This is a genomic window from Flagellimonas sp. S3867 (assembly GCF_014698935.1).
Classification (GTDB): domain Bacteria; phylum Bacteroidota; class Bacteroidia; order Flavobacteriales; family Flavobacteriaceae; genus Flagellimonas.
In genome coordinates, this window is the sequence record NZ_JACVMN010000001.1 from 671,917 (window position 1) to 687,868 (window position 15,952).

The 15,952-nt window shown below is 40.2% G+C and carries 12 protein-coding genes; 8 read left to right on the plus strand and 4 right to left on the minus strand.

Translation table 11 applies throughout. The features are described 5' to 3' along the window. The first annotated feature begins 74 nt into the window (after nucleotides 1-74). Nucleotides 75-2,486: a thiamine pyrophosphate-dependent enzyme gene (locus IAG46_RS03035; protein ID WP_190808842.1), complete on the plus strand. Its 2,412-nt coding sequence runs from the start codon at nucleotides 75-77 to the stop codon at nucleotides 2,484-2,486. A gap of 31 nt (nucleotides 2,487-2,517) precedes the next feature. Here IAG46_RS03035 and IAG46_RS03040 read toward each other — a convergent pair whose 3' ends face one another. Then, nucleotides 2,518-5,298, minus strand: a complete 2,781-nt coding sequence (locus IAG46_RS03040) for a pitrilysin family protein (RefSeq protein ID WP_190808843.1) — start codon at nucleotides 5,296-5,298, stop codon at nucleotides 2,518-2,520. 174 nt (nucleotides 5,299-5,472) lie between these two features. Here IAG46_RS03040 and IAG46_RS03045 point away from each other — a divergent pair, with 174 nt between their 5' ends. Continuing rightward, nucleotides 5,473-5,850, plus strand: a complete 378-nt coding sequence (locus IAG46_RS03045) for a DoxX family protein (RefSeq protein ID WP_190808844.1) — start codon at nucleotides 5,473-5,475, stop codon at nucleotides 5,848-5,850. 2 nt (nucleotides 5,851-5,852) lie between these two features. Here IAG46_RS03045 and holA read toward each other — a convergent pair whose 3' ends face one another. Further along, a complete protein-coding gene (gene holA, locus IAG46_RS03050) occupies nucleotides 5,853-6,854 on the minus strand; it encodes a DNA polymerase III subunit delta (RefSeq protein ID WP_190808845.1) in 1,002 nt (333 codons plus the stop codon). Nucleotides 6,855-6,880: 26 nt separating this feature from the next. Between holA and IAG46_RS03055 the strand changes: the two genes are divergently transcribed. From IAG46_RS03055 to IAG46_RS03065, 3 genes are all read left to right on the plus strand, one after another. Next, nucleotides 6,881-7,327 (plus strand): type I restriction enzyme HsdR N-terminal domain-containing protein, encoded by a 447-nt coding sequence (locus IAG46_RS03055; protein WP_190808846.1) that lies wholly within the window; start codon nucleotides 6,881-6,883, stop codon nucleotides 7,325-7,327. A 12-nt stretch (nucleotides 7,328-7,339) separates the two neighbouring features. Next, a complete protein-coding gene (locus tag IAG46_RS03060; protein WP_190808847.1) occupies nucleotides 7,340-8,341 on the plus strand; it encodes a glycosyltransferase family 2 protein in 1,002 nt (333 codons plus the stop codon). Between the two features lie 95 nt (nucleotides 8,342-8,436). Then, nucleotides 8,437-9,309, plus strand: coding sequence for an OmpA family protein (locus tag IAG46_RS03065; RefSeq protein WP_190808848.1), 873 nt, complete (start codon nucleotides 8,437-8,439; stop codon nucleotides 9,307-9,309). Between the two features lie 52 nt (nucleotides 9,310-9,361). Here the strand turns inward: IAG46_RS03065 and IAG46_RS03070 are convergent, their stop codons facing one another. Both IAG46_RS03070 and IAG46_RS03075 read right to left on the minus strand, forming a co-directional pair. Further along, nucleotides 9,362-9,982, minus strand: a complete 621-nt coding sequence (locus tag IAG46_RS03070) for an L-threonylcarbamoyladenylate synthase (RefSeq protein ID WP_190808849.1) — start codon at nucleotides 9,980-9,982, stop codon at nucleotides 9,362-9,364. Nucleotides 9,983-10,057: 75 nt separating this feature from the next. After that, nucleotides 10,058-12,439 carry an ATP-dependent helicase gene (locus IAG46_RS03075; protein WP_223826562.1) on the minus strand — a complete coding sequence of 794 codons (2,382 nt, stop codon included), beginning with the start codon at nucleotides 12,437-12,439 and terminating at the stop codon, nucleotides 10,058-10,060. A 79-nt stretch (nucleotides 12,440-12,518) separates the two neighbouring features. Here IAG46_RS03075 and IAG46_RS03080 point away from each other — a divergent pair, with 79 nt between their 5' ends. Genes IAG46_RS03080 through IAG46_RS03090 form a run of 3 tightly spaced genes read left to right on the plus strand, consistent with a single transcriptional unit; the run spans nucleotide 12,519 to nucleotide 15,926 of the window. Beyond that, the gene (locus tag IAG46_RS03080) at nucleotides 12,519-13,064 is read left to right on the plus strand and encodes a DsrE family protein (RefSeq protein ID WP_190808850.1); all 546 of its coding nucleotides are present in this window, start codon (nucleotides 12,519-12,521) and stop codon (nucleotides 13,062-13,064) included. 12 nt (nucleotides 13,065-13,076) lie between these two features. Beyond that, nucleotides 13,077-14,351 (plus strand): amidohydrolase, encoded by a 1,275-nt coding sequence (locus IAG46_RS03085; protein WP_190808851.1) that lies wholly within the window; start codon nucleotides 13,077-13,079, stop codon nucleotides 14,349-14,351. Then, nucleotides 14,352-15,926, plus strand: a complete 1,575-nt coding sequence (locus IAG46_RS03090) for an FMN-binding glutamate synthase family protein (RefSeq protein WP_190808852.1) — start codon at nucleotides 14,352-14,354, stop codon at nucleotides 15,924-15,926. The last annotated feature ends 26 nt before the right edge of the window (nucleotides 15,927-15,952 follow it).

Here is a 15,952-nt window from a genome sequence, read left to right on the forward strand (position 1 = left end):
CACGTTATTAACAGAGTTGGGTGTTGCCAATGCCGATGTATTTTAGTAATTTTGCAAAAAATCCTGCATAGCCTATGAAACCCGATTCCAAGACTAGTAATGATATTTCCTTTGATGATTTTCAATCACAAATTCTGAAGGATTATAAAGTTGCTGTCACAAGCAGGGAATGTAGCCTGCTGGGAAGACGGGAAGTACTCTCAGGCAAAGCCAAGTTCGGAATTTTTGGAGATGGAAAGGAATTGCCACAGTTGGCAATGGCCCGTGCATTTCAAGATGGGGATTTTAGAAGTGGGTATTACCGCGACCAAACCTTTATGATGTCTTTGGGCCATTTAGATCCTAAAGAATTCTTCCATGGTCTTTATGCCACCACTGACCTTAAAAAGGAACCCATGAGTGCCGGCCGACAGATGGGCGGACATTTTGTAACCCATAGCTTAAATGAAGATGGGTCATGGAAAGATTTGACCAAACAAAAAAACAGTAGTGCCGATATTTCCTGTACTGCAGGGCAAATGCCACGCCTGCTTGGGCTGGCACAAGCATCAAAAATATATCGAAACCTTACAGATATTGACCAAACCAACTTTTCCAACAATGGAAATGAGGTTGCCTGGGGAACAATTGGTAATGCAAGCACCAGCGAGGGTCACTTCTTCGAGACACTCAATGCTGCTGGTGTAATGCAAGTTCCGTTGGTGATGTGTATTTGGGATGATGACTATGGAATTTCGGTTCCTTCGGAATTTCATACCACCAAAGGTGATATTTCAGAAGTGCTAAAAGGTTTGCAACGTGATGAGAACAGTGACGGGTATGAAATTTTAAAAGTGAAGGGATGGGACTATACCGCACTTATTCATGCCTTTGAAAATGCATCGGATATTGCCAGGGAAGAGCATGTTCCGGTTTTAATCCATGTTACTGAACTCACACAACCCCAGGGCCACTCTACTTCCGGTTCCCATGAACGCTACAAATCGGCGGAACGCCTGGAATGGGAGCGTGATAATGATTGCAATAAAAGATTCAGAGAGTGGATTATTGAGAATGGTGTAGCCACGGAAGAGGAATTGAAAGGTCTGGAAAGAGAAATCAAACAAAACGTTAGAGCTGCTAAAAAAGAAGCATGGTTGGAGTTTCTCAAACCACATCAAGAAGCAAAAAAACAATTGGTTCAACTTTTGGAAAATGCAGCCGGTCAGAGTCCAAACAAAACATTTATTGGCAAAGTAAAGAATGACCTTATTGCAATTGAAGAACCTTCAAAAAAAGACTTGGCTTCCAAATCCAGAAAGGCTTTGCGTTATCTTTTAGGTGAATCATCGCCAGAGAAGCAGGCACTTCAACAATGGATAAATCATTTTTTGAGTAACTCCCAACCTAAATTTAGTTCACATCTTTATAGTGAATTGGAAGATAATGCAACGACGGTTGAAGCGCTATCTCCCGAATATTCCAGTGAAACTGAATTGGTGGATGGTAGAATCATTTTAAGGGACAATTTTGATGCACTTTTTGAAAAATATCCCGAGACCCTGGTTTTCGGAGAAGATACCGGTAACATTGGAGATGTAAACCAAGGGCTTGAAGGATTGCAAAAGAAATATGGCGATCTACGTGTGGCAGATACCGGAATCCGGGAAGCTACCATTGTTGGTCAGGGCATTGGACTCGCCTTAAGAGGTCTGAGACCCATAGCGGAAATCCAATATCTAGATTATATTCTATATGGATTGCAGACATTAAGCGATGATTTGGCCACCCTAATGTACCGTACCGTAGGTAAGCAAAAAGCTCCTTTGATCATCAGAACCAGAGGGCACCGTTTAGAAGGTATTTGGCACTCAGGTTCACCCATGGGAGGTCTTATCCACTTGTTGCGCGGAATGTATGTTCTTGTCCCCAGAAACATGACCCAAGCAGCTGGTTTTTACAATACGTTGCTGAAAAGTGATGAACCGGCGCTGGTTATCGAAAGCCTGAATGGGTACCGCCTAAAAGAAAAAAAACCTGTCAATTTAGGTGAATTCTGCACCCCAATAGGAACTGTTGAGGTCATGAAAGAAGGAACGGATATCACTTTGCTTTCTTACGGTTCCACCTTGAGGATTGTTGAGAAAGTTGCTTCAGAGCTTTTAGAAGTCGGTATTGATGCAGAAGTCATAGATGCGCAGTCACTTCTTCCTTTTGACCTTAATCACGATGTGGTAAAAAGTCTAAAAAAGACAAATAGATTGTTGATCATAGATGAAGATGTTCCCGGTGGATGTTCAGCATATTTGATGCAGGAAATAATTGAGAAACAAGGAGGCTACCAATATCTTGATAGTGCTCCACAAACGCTCACATCAAAAGAACACCGACCTGCCTACGCTTCAGATGGCGACTATTTCTCCAAACCCAATGCAGAAGATATTTTCGAGAAAGTTTACGACATCATGAGCGAAACCAATCCAGAAGAATTTCCAACACTCAGATAAAATTAAGCCCGCTTAAAGCGGGCTTTTCTTTTTAATTTTTTATTTCTGATTCTTGTTTCTGGACTGCCGGAACAATAGGCTTTCCATCGGCATCTATTTCTATGATATTGTCAAACCCAAGTTCATCCAATTTGGCGGCAATTTTGGCCCTATCCCCTACCATAAACCAATTTACTGCTTCTGGTTGTACTACTTTTTTACTGACCTCTTGCACATCTTTCAAAGAAAGGTTACGCACATTTTGATCATAAGTTTCATAGTAATTATCCGGAAGGTTGTATCTCAGTAGGTTTCGAATAGATGTATTTACTGAACTATTGGTTTCCCACTGCCCAGGTAAACTTAACACCTGATTCGTTTTCACCTTATCAAGTTCTGCTTGTGTGGCCGGTCTTGTAGATATAAACTCCGAAATTTCCTTGCGAATTTCTCTTACAGATTCAGAAGTCTTATCCGTTTGAACGGGAGCGTATACAATAAATGGCCTTTCTTCTTTTGACCCCAGAACAAATCCCCCTGCACCATAAGACCAATGTTTATCCTCTCTAAGGTTCATATTGATTCTCGAAGTAAAGTCACCACCCAAAATACTGACCATCTGTTCCAATGCAATTTCAGAAACTCCACCATATTTCTCTGTCAAATGGCCCGCTATAATAACGGACTGTTGAGATTCTGGCCTGTTCATCAAATACAATGTGTTTTTAGAGTTTGCTTTGGGGGCATTAAATGTAATGGTCGGCACATTTCCTTTTTTCCATTTGCCCAAGGTCTTTTGAAGTTTTGACTTTAAGTCATCCATTTCAATATCACCTGTAACAATAATCGTGGCATTGTTGGGTTTGACCCAGGTATTATAAAAATTCAACGCATCTTCCCGAGTCAATTTTTCTACAGTATCCTCATATCCGGTTCCTGTATACGGATTACTATACGGATGATCTTCACCATACATATATTTGTTCATTACCCTTAAGGCCATGGCAACCGGCTGCGCCTTTTCATTTTTTATATTGTTGATTTGCTCATTCTTTAAACGATCAAACTCTGACTGTGGAAAAATGGGATTCAATACCACATCAGAAAACAAATCCATACTGGCATCAAAGCTTTGTTTTAAAGTAGTCATAAAGACGTTCGATTGATCCTGATTTGAAAAAGTGTTCAAACTAACCCCTAAAAGTTCGGATTTCTCACTGATTTCCAATGAGTTCAAATCTTTTGTTCCCTCATCCATTAAATTCATGGCAAGTTGCGCTGTACCCGGACTACTCAAATAGTCGGTTTTATATCCTGCGTTGACCACCAAATTCACAACCACCGTTGGAACCCCAGTACGCTTTGCCAAAACTATGTTCAATCCGTTAGAAAGTTCTGCTTTTTCCAGAGCTGGAAACTTTGAGCTCTTTTGGGCACCCAATTCAGGGAGTTTAGAACGATCAACAGTACTTTTTTGAACAGTATACTCGGGGAAAGGATTGCAAACCAATACATGTTTTCCCTTGGACAACCACTTATTGGCCGTTTTTTTGATGTCCGCAATAGTAGCATCTTCCACAAATTTCAATCTGGATTTGTAATAGGAAGCATCTCCAAAATACGTCTGGTTGGAGGCCAAAATATCCGAAACGCCACCAAAACCACCAATCCGTTCCAGGCCTTTGATGAAATTGGCAAAGTAAGCTGCCTTAACCCGAGTCAGTTCAGCCTCTGTTGGGCCTTCTGTCAAAAACTTCTGGATTTCATACTCCAATTCGCTTTTGAGTTTATCAGCATCTTGACCTGGCTTAACGTTTAACCAAGTGATAAACCTACTGGCTATTTCGCTTGATGCCTGAAAGGAAACAGCTGCACTTGCGGTTTGATCTTCATAAACGAATTTCTTGTACAATCTTGAGTTTTTACCGCTGGTAAGTATTGCGGAAATCAAATCAAAATGCAAATCTTCTTTTGCACCAAACTGCGGTGTATTCCATGCGAACAACACCCTGGTTTCGGGCACCCTGTCCTCATAAACCTGATAGGTATCAAAATTGCGTTCGGGAATGTTTACTTCTTGCCTCTCAATAGTTGGACCTGCTGGTATATCTCCAAAATACTTAAGCACCTTTTGGTATACCTCATCCGGATTCACATCTCCCGCAACCGCGACTACTGCATTTGCAGCTCCGTAGTACGATTTGAACCATTCCTGCACATCCTCCAGGGAAGCAGCATTTAAATCCTCCATTTCGCCAATAACTGTCCACGAATATGGATGCCCTTTCGGGTACATGGACTTTGTTAAATAGTTCCACTGTTTGCCATAAGGTTGATTTTCACCTTGTCTTTTTTCGTTTTGGACAACCCCTCGTTGTTCATCCAATCTTTCTTGGTCAACAGCTCCTAACAAATGCCCCATACGGTCCGATTCCAAAAACAACACCTGATCTAGAGCTGAAACTGGAACATTTTGGAAATAATTGGTTCGGTCCGTATTTGTGGTTCCGTTTAAATCGGTACCTCCAATACTTTCCAAAGCTTGAAAATAATCCTTGTTATAATTCTCGCTACCATTGAACATCAAGTGTTCAAATAAATGGGCAAACCCACTCTTACCTGGTTTTTCATTTTTTGAGCCCACATGGTACCATACATTTACCGCTGCAATCGGCGCTTTATGATCCTCATGTACAAGGAGCGTAAGTCCATTGGGTAAATTAAATTGTTCATAGGGTATCTCTATTTCGCTAGCTTTAAACTGGAAATTTTGCCCGCTTTGCGATTGAATGCAAAACAAGGCCATAGCAATAAAAATGATGCATCTTTTCATGACTGTGATTTTAATGTTTTTGATTGAAATTATTAGTGCCAAACAAGGTAATAATAAGTTTTAGTTTTCCCAAGCAGGACAATTATCTATTCAATTAACAGGTGAGTTTTCATCCAATTTTTCCTGTTATTCAAGACATATTTTATACATTCACGGAAATTAAAATCCCCCATCATGAAAAATAATCTTTTAATCCATTTAGGGCTGGCCCTTCTTAGGATAGTTCCGTCAGCACTTTTAATGACCCACGGTTATCCAAAACTTCAGAAGCTTATAAGCGGAGATACAGAGTGGCTAAATCCAATTGGTATTGGACAGGCACCATCTCTTTTTTTAGCGATGTTAGGTGAATTCATTTGTCCCATTCTAATTATAATTGGGTTTAAAACTAGGTGGGCAGCTATTCCATCAGCAATAACCATGTTCGTTGCAGCCTTTATCTTTCATGCTTCAGACCCTTTAGGCAAAAAGGAACTTGCCCTGGTTTATTTTACCATTTTTGTAGTCATTTTTCTATTGGGTCCCGGTAAATACAGTGTAGATAAAAAATAAGGCTAGTCTATTTGAACAAGTAGTTCTTTTAATAGATCAGCTTGTGATAAATTATTGGCATTTACACCTTTGCTTTTTAGGTCGAGTTGCCTTAGTCCCGAAACAATGCCACTAACCCGTTTCATGGGATAATTTTTGGCGGCAGTGGTAAATTCATTCACAAAATAGGGGTTCACTCCCAATACTTTGGACACATTGCCAGGTGAGTGGTCTTTAAGACCATGGTATTGTAAAAGTTGGGTAAAAAAAGTGCTCAATAACGATATGGTAACCACAAATGGATTGTCTTTCGGGTTTTGTGCAAAATAATCGATAATTCGCACAGTTTTCCGCATATTTTTTTCACCAATGGCCTTTTTAAGTTCAAAATTGTTGAAATCTTTACTGATGCCAATATGTTCTTCTATTAATGCTGGGGTTATCTCCGTTCCTTGAGGAACAACCAGGGTCAATTTATCAAGTTCATTGTTGATTTTGCTCAGGTCCGTGCCCAAAAACTCAACAAGCAACATACAAGCTTTCGGCACAATCTTATATTTTTTACTACTTAGTGTCCTTCGTATCCAATCTGAAACCTGGTTTTCATAGAGCTTTTTGCTTTCAAAAAGTTCACCGTTCTTTTGAATGGACTTATATAATTTTTTTCGCTTGTCCAGTTTCTTGTACTTGTAACAAATAACCAAAATAGTAGAGGGTTGCGGATTCTCAACATAGGAAACAAAGTTTTCAATGTTACGTGACAAATGTTGAGCTTCTTTTACGATTACCACTTGGTGCTCGGCCATCATTGGGAAGCGCTTTGCGTTGGAAATGACCTCATCGACACTTGTTTCCTTCCCATATAATACCATCTGGTTGAAACCTCTTTCCTCTTCCGTTAGTACATTATCAGCCACATATTGGGATATCTTATCAATATAATAAGGCTCCTCCCCCATTAAAAAATACACGGGTTTTGGAGTACCTTGATCTATATTGCCTACAATTTCCTTAATCCGGTCCATTCAGAAAAAATCATCAAATTTGTTCAATGCAACCATTAAACTTTCCCAAGTACAGGTTTAGAATCAAAAGTAACGAAAATAGCCTCCATATTTTTGACATGATCCGTAAAAAATTTGTGGTACTGCAGCCAGAGGAATGGGTACGCCAACATGTGGTTCATTTTTTGGTTTTTACCAAAAAATATCCGCAGAGTCTCATCAATGTAGAAAAACAATTGATGGTGAATAATTTAAAGAAACGGTACGATGTGGTGGTGTTCAAACCTAATGGCAACATTGACCTTTTGGTCGAATGCAAGGCGCCCAAAATAAAAATTGACCAATCCACTTTTGATCAAATAGCACAATACAACTATGAATTAAAATCCAATCACCTTATGGTGACCAATGGGATCGAACATTATTATTGTAAAATGGATTTTAATCGTGAAAAATATTCATTTTTGAAGGAAATTCCTGATTTTAGCCGTTAATTTGCTGCCGTTTTGAAAGTCGCCATAGTCATATTAAACTGGAACGGTAAAGCATTGTTGGAAAGATTTCTTCCTTCGGTCGTTGCCCACTCGCAAGGAGCTGATACTTATGTGGTAGACAATGCCAGCACAGATGATTCAGTGGACTTCTTAAGAAGTGAATACCCGCAGATAGCTATTATTCAGAATACCACAAATGGTGGATTCGCCAAAGGATATAACGATGGGCTTCAAACCATTGATGCCGATATTTTTTGCCTTTTAAATTCGGATGTTGAGGTAACGCCCAATTGGTTAGGTCCGATTCTAAATACGTTTAAGAACAAACCCGAAGCCGCCATACTTCAACCTAAAATTCTGGATTTAAACCGCAGGGAATATTTTGAATACGCCGGTGCTGCTGGTGGGTTTATTGATATGTTAGGCTATCCATTTTGTAGGGGCAGAATTTTCCAAGCTTTGGAAAAGGATCAAGGGCAATATGATGATGTCAAGGAAGTTTTTTGGGCCACTGGAGCCTGCATGTTCATTAAAAGTGATGTTTTCACGTCCTTAAAAGGGTTTGATGAAGACTACTTTGCACATCAAGAAGAAATAGATCTTTGTTGGCGAGCCAAGAATTCTGGTCATAAAGTCTATTATGTTGGGGAGAGTAGTGTTTATCACATGGGAGGTTCCACACTTAAAAATATGGATCCGAAGAAAACCTTTCTAAATTTTCGGAACTCCCTGTATTCCATTACCAAAAATCTACCTGGTAAAAGGGCTTTTTCAATCATATTCTTGAGATTACTATTGGATGGTATAGCGGGACTGCGTTTCATTTTTCAATTTAAATTCAAACACTGTTTGGCCATCCTTAAGGCCCATGTTAGTTTTTATGTTAATTTTAGAAAGATTTACGGCAAAAGGGAAAAAGCTAATTTTTTGCAAAAATACTATTCCACGACATCCATTGTCTGGTCCCATTTCGTACATCAAGTAAAGAACTTTAACATTTTAGTAAAAGATTAACTAAGCCTGACCACGCAAACATTGCATTTTACATAATTTTGGTCTCGTTTTTAATCCAGAAAAATCAAACATATCTATAATTTATTACCACAATTATGAAAAAAATTTTCCTCGGAACACTGTCCATGGCGGTTTTATTGACTTCTTGCGTATCTCAAAAGAAATATGCCGATCTTGAAGCCAAGCAAAAAGAAACCCAAGACCTATTAAATTCTGCAACAGTTAAATTGAACGACTGTTTGGAAGAAAAAGCTACGGCTTCGTCCAGGCTTAAAACCCTAGAAGATCAAAATGCTTTCTTGAAAGCTAACAACCAAGAGTTGATCAACAACATGGGTAATTTAACCACGCTTACTACCAAGGGAGCTGAAAATCTTGAGAAATCTTTGGAAAGTCTTCGCGAAAAAGACCTAACCATTAGAAAATTGCAAGATGCTGTTACTAGAAGAGACTCTGTAAACCTTGCTTTGGTACAAAGCCTTAAAGGTGTTCTTGGAAACTTGGATGATGAAGACATTGAGGTTAGCGTAGAAAAAGGTGTAGTTTATGTATCTATTTCTGATAAATTGTTGTTCAGAAGCGGAAGCTATAACATCACAAATGCTGCTAGAAATGTCCTTGGAAAAGTAGCCAAAGTAGTCAATAACAAGCCAGATTTTGAATTCTTGGTTGAAGGACACACCGATAACGTGCCTTACTCAAGCGGAGTTCTTGTTGATAACTGGGATTTAAGTGCAAAGCGTGCTACCTCTATAGTTAGAACATTGCAAAACGATTTCAATGTAGATCCAAAGCGTATGACTGCTGCCGGAAGAAGTCATTATATTCCATTGGCATCCAATGACTCTTCAGCTGAGAGAGCTAAAAATAGAAGAACAAGAATTGTGGTTCTACCAAAAATTGATCAGTTCTACAACATGATCGAAGAAGGAATGAAAGATCCAGCCATTGGTGGTTCTGGAAACTAATTGTTTCTTACAACAAATTTGAAAAGGCGGCCTTTTAGGCCGCTTTTTTGTTTTAAAAAATATCGATACTTCCCTTTCCTTCCCTTACCACTTTGGGATAACCCTCGGACAAGTCCACAACGGTCGAGGCGACATTTGCCCCATATCCCCCATCAATAACAACATCTACCAGATTCTGCCATTTCTCATAAATAAGCTCAGGGTCGGTGGTATATTCCAATATATCATCCTCATCATATATGGAAGTGGACACAATCGGATTGCCCAGTTCAGTAACCAACGCTTTTGCAATGGCATTATCCGGAACCCGTATACCCACGGTCTTCTTTTTTTTAAAATCTTTGGGAAGATTGTTGTTCCCCGGAAGGATAAAAGTATAAGGACCAGGCAATGCCCGTTTTAATATTTTAAAGGTAGCAGTGTCAATTTGACGGACAAAATCAGACAGATTACTGAGGTCGGGACAAATAAAGGACCAATTGGCCTTTTCCAATTTTATTCCTTTGATTCGCGCTATTTTTTGCAGTGCTTTAGAATTGGTGATGTCGCAGCCCAAACCATAAACCGTGTCCGTAGGGTAAATAATCAATCCCCCCTTTCGGAGTATCGCTCCAATTTTCTCAATCTGTCGTGGATTGGGGTTCTCCTCAAAAAGTTTTATGAACTCGGCCATCAGCAATTCCCATTTTGTACAAAGTAACAAAGATTATGATCAATGGCATGATTATGACTCGACCTGTGGATAGGACTATCCTTCCAATATCTCCAATTTGGCGAATCGGAGCAATAATTTCTTTACATCTCCCCTTTCAAATTTAATTTCAGCCTTCTTATCATTGCCCACACCTTCAATTTTAATCACCTTGCCCTTACCAAATCGGGTGTGGTTTACCAACGAACCTTCCGCCAAATCAGGATCAATGGTATTCGTATTACCAGTAGGAGCTGAAATCTCTGGTTTCAACTTTCTGAGTTTGCGCAATTGATTTTCATTGGGCTTCTGAACACTTGGAGGGGTGCCGGTTTTAGGTTTTATTTGCCTGAGTTTACTTTTATCGACCTCTCCAAAAATATTGGCATCAATCATCGATTTATAGCGATACCCATCATTTACAGGAGTGAGATTTTCAACATACTGCTCTTCTATTTCTTCTAAAAATCGACTGGGTTCTGCATCTATAAGTTTTCCCCAGCGATACCTATTTTGCGTATAGGTAAGGTAGGCCTGTTTTTCTGCTCGGGTCAAGGCCACATAGAACAAACGTCGTTCTTCTTCCAGCTCACTTCTTGTGTTCATACTCATAGCTGAAGGAAAAAGGTCTTCCTCCATTCCAACAACATAGACGTATGGAAACTCCAACCCTTTTGCCAGATGGATGGTCATTAAGGCTACGCGATCGTCATCACCAGTATCCTTGTCCATGTCGGTAGCAAGCGCCACATCCTCCAAAAATTCGGTAAGGCTTCCGGTAGCATCGGCCAATTCTTTTTGTCCTTCCACAAAATCTTTGATACCATTTAATAGTTCTTCAATGTTCTCCATTCGAGCAATGCCCTCTGGCGTGCCATCTTTTTTGAACTCTAACAGCAAGCCGGTCTTTTTGGCAACATGTTCGGCAAGCGCAAATGCATCTGAGCCTTCATTCATGATTTGAAAGCTTTTGATCATGGTCACAAAATCTTCCAATTTACGTTTGGTGCCAGCATTTATTTTCAACTCAAGTTTATGCAGATGCTCCATAACTTCAAAAATGGAACGTCCATAATGATTGGCAGCAACTACCAATTTATCAATTGTGGTCTGTCCAATACCTCGAGCAGGAAAATTGATAATTCGTTTTAAAGCTTCCTCATCCTTTGGATTGATAACCATTCGTAAATAAGCCAATACATCCTTTATTTCCTTGCGTTGGTAAAAGGATAACCCTCCATAAATCCGATACGGAATATCTCGTTTACGTAATGCATCTTCAATGGCTCTTGATTGCGAATTGGTTCGGTACAGCACAGCAAACTCCCCATTCTGTAACTGCTGTTGCATCTTATTTTCAAAAATGGAACTTGCCACATACCTTCCCTCTTCCGCATCGGTGATGCTTCGGTGGACTTTTATCTTATTGCCCTCATCATTGGAAGTCCAAACCACCTTTTCCAATTGGTTTTTGTTCTTTGCGATGATGGAATTGGCGGCATTGACAATATTTTTTGTGGAGCGATAGTTCTGTTCCAACCGATACATACCCACATCATCATAATCCTTCTGAAAATTGAGAATGTTGCTGATATTGGCCCCTCTGAACGAATAGATACTTTGCGCGTCATCACCAACCACACAAATATTCTGGTAGCGGTCAGAAAGCGCCTTGACAATCAAATACTGTGAATGATTGGTATCCTGATACTCATCTACCAAAATGTACCTGAACCTATCCTGATATTTCATCAATACTTCTGGGAAACGAGTCAACAACTCATTTGTTCGTAGTAGAAGATCATCAAAATCCATGGCCCCCGCTTTAAAGCAACGATCTACATAATTTTGATAGATTTCCCCCAATCGAGGCCTCTTGGCCATTGCATCAGCTTCCACCAGTTCGGGGTTTTGAAAATAGGCCTTTACGGTAATCAAGCTATTTTTATAGGACGATATTCGGTTTTGAATCTGCTTGTACTTATAAATATCCTTGTCCAGTCCCATCTCTTTAATAATGGAAGCAATTAAGCGCTGGGAATCTTGAGTGTCGTAAATAGTGAAATTGCTTGGGTAGCCTAATTTGTCTCCATCAAAACGTAATAGTTTGGCAAAGACGGAGTGAAAGGTACCCATCCAAAGGTTTTTCGCTTCGGAATTTCCAACAATAGTGGCAATCCGTTTTTTCATCTCTCGGGCCGCCTTGTTGGTAAAGGTTAATGCTAGAATATTAAAAGAATCGACCCCTTGCTCCATCAAATGGGCTATACGGTAGGTCAAAACACGGGTCTTTCCAGAGCCTGCACCTGCAATGACCATCAAAGGACCATCCTTGTGCAGTACCGGAGCCCGTTGGGCGTCATTCAATTCATCCAAAAAAGTACTCAAACCTTCAGGTGTTTTAAAAGTAGATGTGAAATTAGCCAATAATGGTTTCATGCTAAAATGATCCTGTTAATACTTATAAACACGAGGTAAGAATTAATCGGAATTGAATATATTTAGGAAATCTAAAAAAATGGCAAGACCCCTCATTTTAATTTTATTCTTCTGCACCTTTTTTAATAATCACATTTTATTTTCCCAAAATCCGCAAGCGGGTCCCATCATAACGGATTTCGGCAAAGTTCATAAAATTGACAATCCAGATTTCAAAACCAACGCTAATGAAGAGTTCAAAGTTGTTTTTGATATTATGAACAGCCCTGAATCCCATACAGAAGTAAACAAAACCATTGAAACCGCAGCACGTTTTTTAAACATGCACGCACAAAGTGGTGTCCCTAAATCACAATTGAAAGTTGCTTTGGTTGTGCACAATAAAGCTTCAAAAGATATTATTCAAAATGAAGCATATCAGAAAAGATATGGGGTTTCCAACCCCAATTACAACTTGGTAAAGGACTTGATGGACGCTGGGGTTGAGGTGATATTATGCGGACAATCGTCCAGGTCACGTAATTTTCCAAAAAACGAACTTATTCCAGGTGCGAAAATTTCGCTTTCGGCCATGACCGCATTGATTCAATTACAAAATGAAGATTATCAACTTATAAAATTCTAAACTCAAAAACACATGCACAAAACACTGACATTTACTTTACTGTTGACCAGTTTAACCATTTGGGCCCAAGACCATAACTTGGACAAAGACTACTCCGCAGTTGAAAACAAGGTTATTGAATGGAGAAGAGATATTCATCAAAATCCGGAACTCAGTAATCGAGAGTTCAAAACCGCTGAAAAAATTGCCAAGCATTTAAAGTCCCTCGGGATTGAAGTGCAGACAGGTGTTGCTAAAACTGGGGTTGTCGGATTGTTAAAGGGGAATCATCCCGGTAAAGTAGTTGCCCTTCGGGCAGATATTGATGCGCTGCCAGTTACGGAACGGAACGATCTTCCGTTTAGGTCCAATGTAAAATCCACTTTTTTGGGGAAAGAAGTTGGTGTCATGCATGCCTGCGGTCACGATACGCATACTGCCATTTTAATGGGTGTTGCCGAAGTGCTTTCCAAAAACAAGGATAAAATCAAAGGAACTGTAAAATTTATCTTTCAGCCCGCTGAAGAAGGTGCACCTCCAGGTGAAGAAGGTGGTGCTTTATTGATGGTAAAAGAAGGTGTACTTACCAAACCTGATGTCGATGCGATTTTTGGTCTCCACATCAATTCACAAACACCTATAAATACCATTAAATATAAACCTGGCGGAAGCATGGCTGCCGCTCAGCGTTTTGTCATCAACGTAAAAGGAAAACAAACTCATGGTTCCCAGCCTTGGGGAGGTGTTGATCCCATTTTGATAAGTGCCAAAATCATTGATGGCTTGCAGACAATTATCAGCCGTGAAACTGAATTGACCAATGAAGCCGCGGTCATCACGGTGGGCAAAATAACAAGTGGAGTACGATTTAATATCATTCCTGAAAGCGCTGAATTGATTGGGACCATCCGCACCCTTGATTATGATATGCAAAAACACATCAACAAACGTATGGAGGAAATGGTGCCTGCCATTGCCAAAGCTTATGGTGGCGAGGCAACTATTGATATTAAAAGTTCAACTTCCATCACTTTCAATGATCTTGCACTTACTCCCAAAATGGTTCCCACCTTTGAAAGGGTCGCCGGAAAAGAAAATGTTGTGGTCCACAAAGCCATAACCGGTGCCGAGGATTTTAGCTATTTTCAAGAAAAAGTTCCAGGTTTATATTTCTTTTTAGGTGGAATGACTCCAGGAAACACCGAATCTTTTCCACACCATACCCCAGATTTTAAAATTGATGATAGTGGATTGCTATTGGGTGTAAAGGCTATGACCGAACTGACATTGGATTATATGAATATGTAAATGGAAGCGATTTTGGATTTTTTGGGGTCTGTTGCTTGGTGGGGGTGGCTCCTGATTTTTTTGGCTCTAGTTGCCCTTCGGGATATTTTCTTTCAAAAGGCCCATACCATCAGTCACAATTTTCCCGTGGTTGGGCATCTAAGGTATTGGTTGGAAAGTATAGGTCCGGAAATGCGGCAATATTTTGTGGCCAATAACCGTGAAGAACTTCCATTTAACCGAATTGAAAGGGGTTGGATCTATGCCTCTGCTAAAAAGGAGAATAATTACGAAGGCTTTGGGACGGATCGCGATATTTATGCACACCAGCACATTTTTGTAAAGAATGCCATGATCGGGTATCAAATATCCGAGAATCATCCTAACAAACAAGACCCCTATTTCTTGCCTTGTGCTAAAGTAATTGGGAGCTACAACAAACGGAAAAAGCCTTATCGGCCAGCCTCGATAATTAATGTATCCGCAATGAGTTTTGGCTCTTTATCCGCGGCCGCAGTAGAATCGATGAACAAAGGAGTTAAAAAGAGTCAGGCCTATCATAACACTGGTGAAGGAGGGTTATCTCCTTATCATAAACAGGGTGGGGATGTAATCTTTCATTTTGGAACCGGATATTTTGGTGTGCGATCTAGGGAAGGTAACTTTTCTATGGAGAAAATGAAGATTTTGGTGGATGAAAACCCCTGCATAAAGGCTATAGAAATAAAGCTTTCACAGGGTGCCAAACCGGGAAAGGGTGGCGTATTGCCCGGTGCCAAAATATCACCGGAGATAGCAAAAATCAGAGGTGTTGAGGTGGGCAAGGATGTTCTCTCCCCTGCCACGCACAAAGCTTTCAACTCCATTCCAGAACTGATGAACCTCATTGAGGACATTGCAAGCGAAACTGGGCTTCCCGTTGGTATCAAAGCTGCAATTGGAAAGCTATCACAATGGGAGGAATTGGCTGATTTGATGAAAAAATCGGGAAAAGGGCCGGATTTTATCACTGTTGATGGTGGTGAAGGAGGAACCGGGGCAGCACCTCCTAGTTTTGCAGACCATGTCTCCTTGCCTTGGGTTTATGGTTTTTCTTCTGTTTATAAGATTTTTCAAGTCAGAGGGCTAGCGGAGCGTATCGTTTTTATTGGAAGCGGAAAATTGGGCTTTCCTGCTAAAGCCGCTATGGCTTTTGCCATGGGGGCGGATTGTATCAATGTGGCTAGAGAAGCCATGATGAGCATAGGGTGTATTCAAGCGCAGGTATGTCATACCAACAGATGTCCGGCCGGAGTAGCCACGCAGAGCAAGTGGTTGCAAAATGGCATCAGTGTCCCATTGAAATCGGACCGTTTGGCACAATATTTCAAAACTTTTAGAAAGGAGTTTTTGGAAATTACCCATGCTGCAGGTTATGAGCATCCTTGTCAGTTTACCATGAATGACGTGCAAGTAAATGTTGATGATGATTATTTAAGCAGTGATCTTGAAGCCGTTTACAATTACAAAAAAAACGAGGTGCCGTTCGCTTCCATGCAAGAGTTTTACGATTGTGTTTATTTAGGTGGAAAAACAACTTCGGAAAAAACAACCTAATTTTGGCCTGCAGAAAATATCGAACC